The sequence below is a fragment of the Nostoc sp. DedQUE05 genome (assembly GCF_034530955.1).
In the GTDB taxonomy this organism is placed as follows: Bacteria; Cyanobacteriota; Cyanobacteriia; order Cyanobacteriales; family Nostocaceae; genus Nostoc.
Window position 1 is genome coordinate 379222 of sequence record NZ_JAVRCB010000001.1, and the last position, 7096, is coordinate 386317.

Genomic DNA, 7096 nt, shown 5'->3' on the forward strand with positions numbered 1-7096 from the left:
CAGATGAATAATTTTCAGAATCGATTATCAGCCAGTGTTAGTGAACTCGATCTATTCCCCTCTTTGGGTGAGGCTAAAGGGAGCTTTATTCCAAGTCTATCACTTCAGTTGCTTGGCGTAGGCATCGCGTTACAACTAGTGCATCTGGAAGTAGATTCAAGCTTTTGCTAGCTAAACTGTTTTTTGAGCAGTTATCTACTCTACAACTTGGATATTTAGATAACTCTCTAAAAGATTGGTTCACAATCTAGTATCGCTCGGTTTGTATAGCAATCTGATTTGATTTCTGAATTAATCGTAGGGACTAGGGACTGGGGACTGGGGACTGGGAAGAAGGAATAAAGCTATACTGAGTTTTTTTCAAAAATCAAATATGAGTCCTATAGTTGGTGACTCTTATCTAAATACTAAAATCCTGACTAAGAACTCTGAAATTATAAAACTCTTATCTAGCAATGATTTCAGGTTTATTTATATTTTTTCCCAAAAATGTTAGTTTTCCAGAATTTTAGGGAACTCTATAAATAAGCATAGGAATTATCAAAACCTAATGGCTGTAAAACGAAGACAATACGGTAGCTTTTGCTACCGTTTACTCATTTTTAGAGACATCATCACCAAAATAGACATTTACGAAGAAGACGTAGTGAGTCGGTAGTGTTTTTGGGTGATATAGAGAGTCAGAGCAGAGCAGGGGAATAAAGGAGGATAACCATGTCCCATGCCTCATTCCCATTTAATGGACAGTCTGCGCTAGGGTAGGAATTGAAACTCAATTTGTGATTTCCTGTGCTTCCCTGTAAACGTCCAGCAGTATTTCTAATAATTTGGGCTGTTATACTCACTTCGTTAACAGCCTGTGCTAATAGTCCTGTCGCCAAAAACCTTGAGGAATCTTTGGCGGCAGATCCAAAACTGCAAAGCAATCCAGTTGTCTTTGGAGAATCTCAGAGTAACCAACCGCAAGCACAGCAAAATGAATCAACTGTTCAGTTACCAGCTGATTTTCCTAAAGATATTCCACTATATTCCAATGCCAAGCTACAGGAAGTTACACCTGCTAGCGGCTCAGAAAACAAAATCTCAACTCGTTGGTTAAGTTCTGACCCCAGTAATTTTATTGCTAGTTTTTATCGCAGCCAGTTTCAAACAAATAACTGGCAGATTTTACAACAGCCGACAGATGATACAGGAAACACTTTTGAGGCGCGTCGCAGCGATTTGCTGTTAAAGGTTTCCATTCAGCCCAAATCAGTTACTAACGCCACACCCAATCAACCTCAAACAGCCACTGAATTACTGATTGATTACGTACCGAATAGTACTGCAATAGCACAACCTACTTCAATTACAAATCCTAACGAAACTGCTAACGCCGTTCCTCAACCGGGAAATTCACAGTTTATTGGCCCAATACTACCGACAAACTCGGCAGCACAGCCACCAAGTACAGCTAATAACCAAACAATCCCTACAGCCACCTCTAAATCTCAGGTATTCAACGATCTGAATAAGGCACCACAAGAATGGCAGCAACATATCCAGGACTTGGCTGCATTAGGTGTTTTATCTATAGAAACAAAGACAACTAAGAGCAACTCTACTACCACAACTAATCAGTTTGAACCCAGTAAAATCGTTACACATCGAGAATATGCCCGTTGGCTAATTGCTGCTAACAATGCTGTATATGCCAACAATCCAGCTAAACAGATTCGCTTGGCATCAGAAAGTACTCAACCAGCTTTTAGTGATGTGTCAGCAAAAGATCCTGATTTTCCTGCAATTCAGGGATTGGCTGAGGCTGGCTTAATTCCTAGTCCTTTGTCTGGAGATTCTACAGTAGTTTTGTTTCGTCCTGATGCACCTCTAACGCGAGAACAATTGCTGCTATGGAAATTACCCTTAGATACTCGCCAAGCTTTACCCTCTGCTAACTTAGATGCGGTTAAACAAACCTGGGGTTTCCAAGACGTAGCGAAAATTGACCCGAAGGCTTTAAGAGCAGTGTTGGCTGATTATCAGAATGGCGAACAATCGAATATTCGCCGGGTGTTTGGTTATACGACTCTGTTTCAACCCAAAAAACCAGTAACTCGTGCTGAGGCTGCTACGGCTTTGTGGTATTTCGGCAGTCAAGGTGAGGGTGTATCGGCTACTGAGGCTTTGAAATTAAAGCAAAGTTAAAGCTATGAAGAGGAAGGGTTGCACCATTCTGTCGCAGTTAGTCGATCGCAAGCATAAAAGTGTGCAATTCCCATGTCATAACATATAAATTTGACCATTTTTTTGTAATAGACCTGTTTTTCATCAAGAAAATGTAAATCTAAGTATTTTCAGCGTTTTTACCCGTGTTTGATGAAATTTTGAGGCATAGTTAAGTAAAATAACGTAAATTAACTTAATAGACGTACTTAGTAAAGACAAGTTGTCAGACTTTCGCCTTTTGATTGCTTTTAAACAAACTAAAAAATAATACAGGTAAAACAAATATGAAAAAACAAGCTGTAGCAGCAGGATTTGTTTTCTTATCTTTCATGTTGCCGCTCAGAGTAAGTGCTGCGAGTTTTGACAAATTTTATGTATTTGGCGACAGTCTTTCTGATACTGGCAATGTTTTCGCTGCTACTAATGGTTTAGTCGCTCCAACAACAGCCATTCCCCAAGATCCGCCTTACTTTCAAGGGCGTTTTTCCAACGATCGAGTGTGGGTAGACTACCTCGGAGATCGGCTAGGATTAAAACCCTCTCCATACATTACTTTAAATCCTACTATTCCCAATCAAGGTATTAACTTTGCTGTGGGTGGTGCTAGTTCTGGTCAAGGTAATGCTGTTGTTCCTAGTGCGCCGTTACCGGGAGTATTAGAGCAAGTCGCCTTGTTGACGCAACCGATTATACAAGCCAATCAGAAGCTCGATCCAAATGCCCTTTATGCTGTATGGGGAGGTGCAAATGATTATGTGTTTGGTCAAGCTACGAATGCAAAGCAAACAGTCCAGAATTTATCAAACGCAGTAGGGTTACTTGCCTCATCGGGTGCAAAAAATATTTTAGTCTTTAACTTGCCTGATTTAGGCAAGATTCCTTTTGCAGCCGCTACAGGTCTATCTAGCAACTTGACTGCCTTAACAAATGACCATAACACGAGATTAAAAGACGAACTAGACAAATTTACTAATAACTCTGACTTGAATCTGATCTCTGTGGATGTGTTTTCCCTATTTAATCAGGTACAAGCAAATCCAGGGAAGTTTGGGTTTAAAGATGTGACTAACCCTTGTGTAGTCGGGAATTTCCAGACAATCGTCAGTGTATGTTCTCAACCAAATGATTATTTGTTCTTTGACTCTGTACATCCAACAACAAATGCTCATAAGTTAGTAGCAGACGCTGCACTGGCGGCAATTGAGGCTAAGTCTGTTCCTGAACCTGCGATAAACTTGGGAATTTTAGCTCTTGGTGCTTTTGGTGCAGTAGGAATGCTGAAGCGTCAACAAAAAAGGTCAGCAGGTCGGGTTGTTGATGCACAATTGTCTCATATAACAGTCGAAAACTAAACTAACTGTATTGATGTGGGATTACGATCGCTTATTTGAAATTATTGAAGAATTAGTTATGCACCACTCTCCTAGTGGTGTAGAAGCTGAGATTAACCAGTTGTTGATGCAACGATTTACAGCGCTGGGTGTAGAAGTCTGGCGCGATCGCGCCGATAATATTATTGCTAAGATTCCAGGTAAAATTCCAGATCGAGCAATTGCTATCACAGCACACAAAGACGAAATTGGCGCAATTGTCAAGAGTCTTGGTGATGAAGGTCGTGTCAAAGTCAGCAAACTCGGCGGTTCTTTCCCGTGGGTTTATGGCGAAGGTGTTGTCGATTTATTGGGAGATAACGAAACCATCAACGGTATTCTCAGCTTTGGTTCCCGCCACGTTTCCCACGAATCGCCCCAAAAAGTCCAGCAGGAAGATACTACTGTTAAGTGGGAGAATGCTTGGATTGAAACAAAGCTGACATCTGCTGAATTAGAAGCAGCTGGCATTCGACCTGGAACTAGAATGGTGATTGGCAAGCATCGCAAGCGTCCAATTCGGTTAAAGGATCATATTGCTGGTTACACTTTGGATAACAAAGCTTCTGTGGCGATTTTGTTAGCTTTGGCTGAAAACCTGAAACAGCCAGTAGTTGATGTTTATTTAGTAGCTTCAGCAAAAGAAGAAGTGGGAGCAATTGGGGCGCTATTTTTCACGCAAAATCAACGTTTGGATGCCTTGATTGCTTTAGAAATTTGTCCATTATCTGAGGAATATCCTGTTAAAGATGGTAAAAGTCCTGTACTTTTATCTCAAGATGCCTATGGAATATATGATGAGGGCTTAAATGGACAACTGCGCCATAGTGCTAAACAGTTGGATATGGCAGTGCAGTTAACAACTCTGAGTGGGTTTGGTAGCGATGCTTCCATTGCCATGAAATTCGGACATGTTGGGCGTGCTGCGTGTTTGGCATTTCCTACCCAAAATACACATGGATATGAAATTGCTCATTTAGGAGCGATCGCTAATTGTATCGATTTGTTAAAAGCTTTCTGCGAAACTGAGTTTGAGTGATAGTTCCAGGCTTTTAGTGGAGGGAGCGATCGCATATTAACCCAAAATAGCCAGAAAAAGGTTTTGCAAAGCCTGAAGGTCTGGCTCCTCAAGTCGCCCTAACTTTTTGATCCTAGTCCTTTATCTATGGTAGTCAAAACTGGTTTGATAATTGAAGGTTTGAGAAGACCAGCTACTCGCCATCCAGTAATTGTGATTTCACCAAAGGAAGTTGCTGGATTTGCTTGACTGGTAATCGCTATCAATATTAAATCCGAACGCTCACGTTGATAGCTATTAGAACTCACAACCACTGCTGGACGTTTTTTAGTAGTAGTTTGGTCAGTAAAGGGAAACGGCACTAAAACAACATCACCAAATTCATAGTTTGTCATATTCTGCATCATCAGGGTTATCCCAGATTTTGAGCAGAACTGGTTCAGAAAGTTTTGCTGCTGCAAAGGTAAGGCTATGATCTGTGCTTTGCTGATCCAGAGAATCAATAAAATCTTCAACTAGCAAAACTTTTTCGGGAGGTAGCTTTTGAATTTTTTTAAGTAACCTTTGCTCTGAAATGCTATCAGCCTGCATTCTTTAGATTCTCCTAACCTTGCGTGTATTGGTTGCTTTATGCATTCATTATAGTTTTTGGTTATCTCTAGCGATGAAGGCGATCGCTAATTGTATCGATTTGTCAAACTCTAACAATTGCAAAGGTTGTTCAGGCGATCGCCCAGTGGCAGTTTCAGGTAAAACAAGGGTGCAATGCCTGGGTTTGGCTACGCCAACGCAATTGTGATTTCAGCGATCGCTATATCTCCCAATCCTCAATCAACAAGTTATTAATGCGTTGGAATTCTCTAGTGTTATGGGTGACAAGGGTTAAGTTATTTGTCAGAGCGATCGCGGCAATTTGTAAGTCATACGCGCCAATGGGAGTACCTAATGCTTCTAGTTGAGAGCGAATTGTTCCAAACGTCGTTGCGGCTAAATCGTCAAAGGGTAGCGATCTAAATTGGGCTAAAAATTGTTGTTGTAAAGTAAGATTCCGTTGTGGGTTGGCACTTTTCATTGCGCCATAAAATAGTTCAGCTTTGACGATTGAGCAAACGGCAATATCTTTAATGGTAGTGGATTCTAGTTTCTGTTTTAAAGTGGAATTTTTACCACGCATATAGATAATGCAGGTGTTAGTATCGAGCAGAAATTTCACAGGATTGGTTCGCGTTCTGGTTGTTGTTCTTGAGGATGACGGAAGAAGGTTTCATCTTGGATACATCCATAAAATTGAGGCAAAGGATATTCTGTTATTTTGGTTAGAGTTGCTGGTTGTAGGGACTCAATGAGGGTTTTTAGTAATCGAGTAAGGTCAAATTCTTCGGGTAATTCAGCCACGGGAAATTGACGGAATAATTCTGATATTTTGCTTGTTTGCACAGGCTGAGTATTGTTATTGTCTGTAGTCAGGCTTTGTGCCAGGAGTTGGATAATATACAATTTATCATCAGGTGAAAGCTGAAGGAGTTGTTGTTCGAGTTCTGGGACAACCATGATGTAGCTCAGGTGGAGGATAATTTCATTTTACTTTCATAATCAAAAGTTAATCTAGCTATGCCTGGGTTGGGCTACGCCAACACATTTGTTATTTTTGCGATCGCGCTTTTGAGGAAATATTAAGCAACATCCACCCAATATAAATTGTCATCTAATCGGGGGGAAGTTGTGGTGTAATATTGGATTTTGAATTGTTAGAATGCTGGCTGTTCGTCACAGTTTTCGATGTAACGACGTAAAACAGAGTTGATTAAGGTTTTATATTCTCCGCTTTGAGCTTGAAACCACTCTAATATATCTGGCTCAATCTGTACCAATTGCTGTGCTTGAGGTGCCGGAACTTGGAGAGTAGCTTTTTGAAAAAACTCTTCTGTCAATGGTGGAATGTCAGAGTAGTCAATTTCTTCATCGTTCATTGACTCCAATGCTGTCCAGTTAGTACGAGAGGTATTTCTCAAGTCTTTGTCGCTCATACCGATTTGCCCTTCGTGCTGAAATGATCCGAATCACATTATTTTTGCGTTCTGTCCAAACTACAACGGCTACACCGTTGCCGAGAAAACCTATACCGAACCAACGCTTTTCTCCGTAATCAAAACGATAGTCTAACTCAATTAGCATTGCACTTTCAAACATTTCAGGAACATCGGCGAAATCAATCTCATGTTTGCGAAGATTCTCTAAATTTTTCGCCTCATCCTACTCAAACTGCATGAAAACTTCGACACGCTAATTCAACCATCTTTATTATCCTGCATAATATCCCAATACGCTCGGTGTTAGAAATAAAAACCTGATTTTGCGTAGGTTGAGTTGAGCGATAACGTAGGCGCAATGATTTTGCGATGCCTGGGTTGGGCTACGCCAATGCATTTGTTATTTCGGAGTACCCATTTGTTATTTCGGAGTACCCATTTGTTATTTCGGAGTACCCATTTGTTATTTC

The 7096-nt window shown here is 40.7% G+C and carries 9 protein-coding genes; 3 read left to right on the top strand and 6 right to left on the bottom strand.

Annotation, left to right across the window (positions count from 1 at the left end):
* The first annotated feature begins 789 nt into the window (after nucleotides 1-789).
* The 3 genes from RMZ42_RS01630 (at nucleotide 790) to RMZ42_RS01640 (ending at nucleotide 4617) form a co-directional block, all read left to right on the top strand.
* A complete protein-coding gene (locus tag RMZ42_RS01630; protein ID WP_322669738.1) occupies nucleotides 790-2187 on the top strand; it encodes an S-layer homology domain-containing protein in 1398 nt (465 codons plus the stop codon).
* Between the two features lie 305 nt (nucleotides 2188-2492).
* Nucleotides 2493-3560, top strand: coding sequence for an SGNH/GDSL hydrolase family protein (locus RMZ42_RS01635; protein WP_322669739.1), 1068 nt, complete (start codon nucleotides 2493-2495; stop codon nucleotides 3558-3560).
* Between the two features lie 13 nt (nucleotides 3561-3573).
* The gene (locus RMZ42_RS01640) at nucleotides 3574-4617 is read left to right on the top strand and encodes a M42 family peptidase (protein ID WP_322669740.1); all 1044 of its coding nucleotides are present in this window, start codon (nucleotides 3574-3576) and stop codon (nucleotides 4615-4617) included.
* Nucleotides 4618-4715: 98 nt separating this feature from the next.
* On the opposite strand, the gene RMZ42_RS01645 is transcribed toward RMZ42_RS01640, so the two are convergent.
* The 6 genes from RMZ42_RS01645 to RMZ42_RS01670 all read right to left on the bottom strand — a co-directional run bounded on the left by RMZ42_RS01645 (nucleotide 4716) and on the right by RMZ42_RS01670 (nucleotide 6810).
* Nucleotides 4716-4991: a type II toxin-antitoxin system PemK/MazF family toxin gene (locus tag RMZ42_RS01645; protein WP_322669741.1), complete on the bottom strand. Its 276-nt coding sequence runs from the start codon at nucleotides 4989-4991 to the stop codon at nucleotides 4716-4718.
* Nucleotides 4978-5187 (bottom strand): toxin-antitoxin system, antitoxin component, Xre family protein, encoded by a 210-nt coding sequence (locus tag RMZ42_RS01650; RefSeq protein WP_322669742.1) that lies wholly within the window; start codon nucleotides 5185-5187, stop codon nucleotides 4978-4980. Before RMZ42_RS01650 ends, RMZ42_RS01645 begins: the two co-directional genes overlap by 14 nt.
* A 220-nt stretch (nucleotides 5188-5407) precedes the next feature.
* Nucleotides 5408-5809, bottom strand: a complete 402-nt coding sequence (vapC, locus tag RMZ42_RS01655) for a type II toxin-antitoxin system tRNA(fMet)-specific endonuclease VapC (RefSeq protein WP_322669743.1) — start codon at nucleotides 5807-5809, stop codon at nucleotides 5408-5410.
* Nucleotides 5806-6147, bottom strand: a complete 342-nt coding sequence (locus tag RMZ42_RS01660; protein ID WP_322669744.1) for a hypothetical protein — start codon at nucleotides 6145-6147, stop codon at nucleotides 5806-5808. Before RMZ42_RS01660 ends, vapC begins: the two co-directional genes overlap by 4 nt.
* Nucleotides 6148-6344: 197 nt before the next feature.
* Nucleotides 6345-6623 carry a BrnA antitoxin family protein gene (locus RMZ42_RS01665; RefSeq protein ID WP_322669745.1) on the bottom strand — a complete coding sequence of 93 codons (279 nt, stop codon included), beginning with the start codon at nucleotides 6621-6623 and terminating at the stop codon, nucleotides 6345-6347.
* Nucleotides 6586-6810, bottom strand: coding sequence for a BrnT family toxin (locus RMZ42_RS01670; protein ID WP_322669860.1), 225 nt, complete (start codon nucleotides 6808-6810; stop codon nucleotides 6586-6588). The genes RMZ42_RS01665 and RMZ42_RS01670 overlap by 38 nt, the downstream gene beginning before the upstream one ends.
* Nucleotides 6811-7096 lie beyond the last annotated feature (286 nt).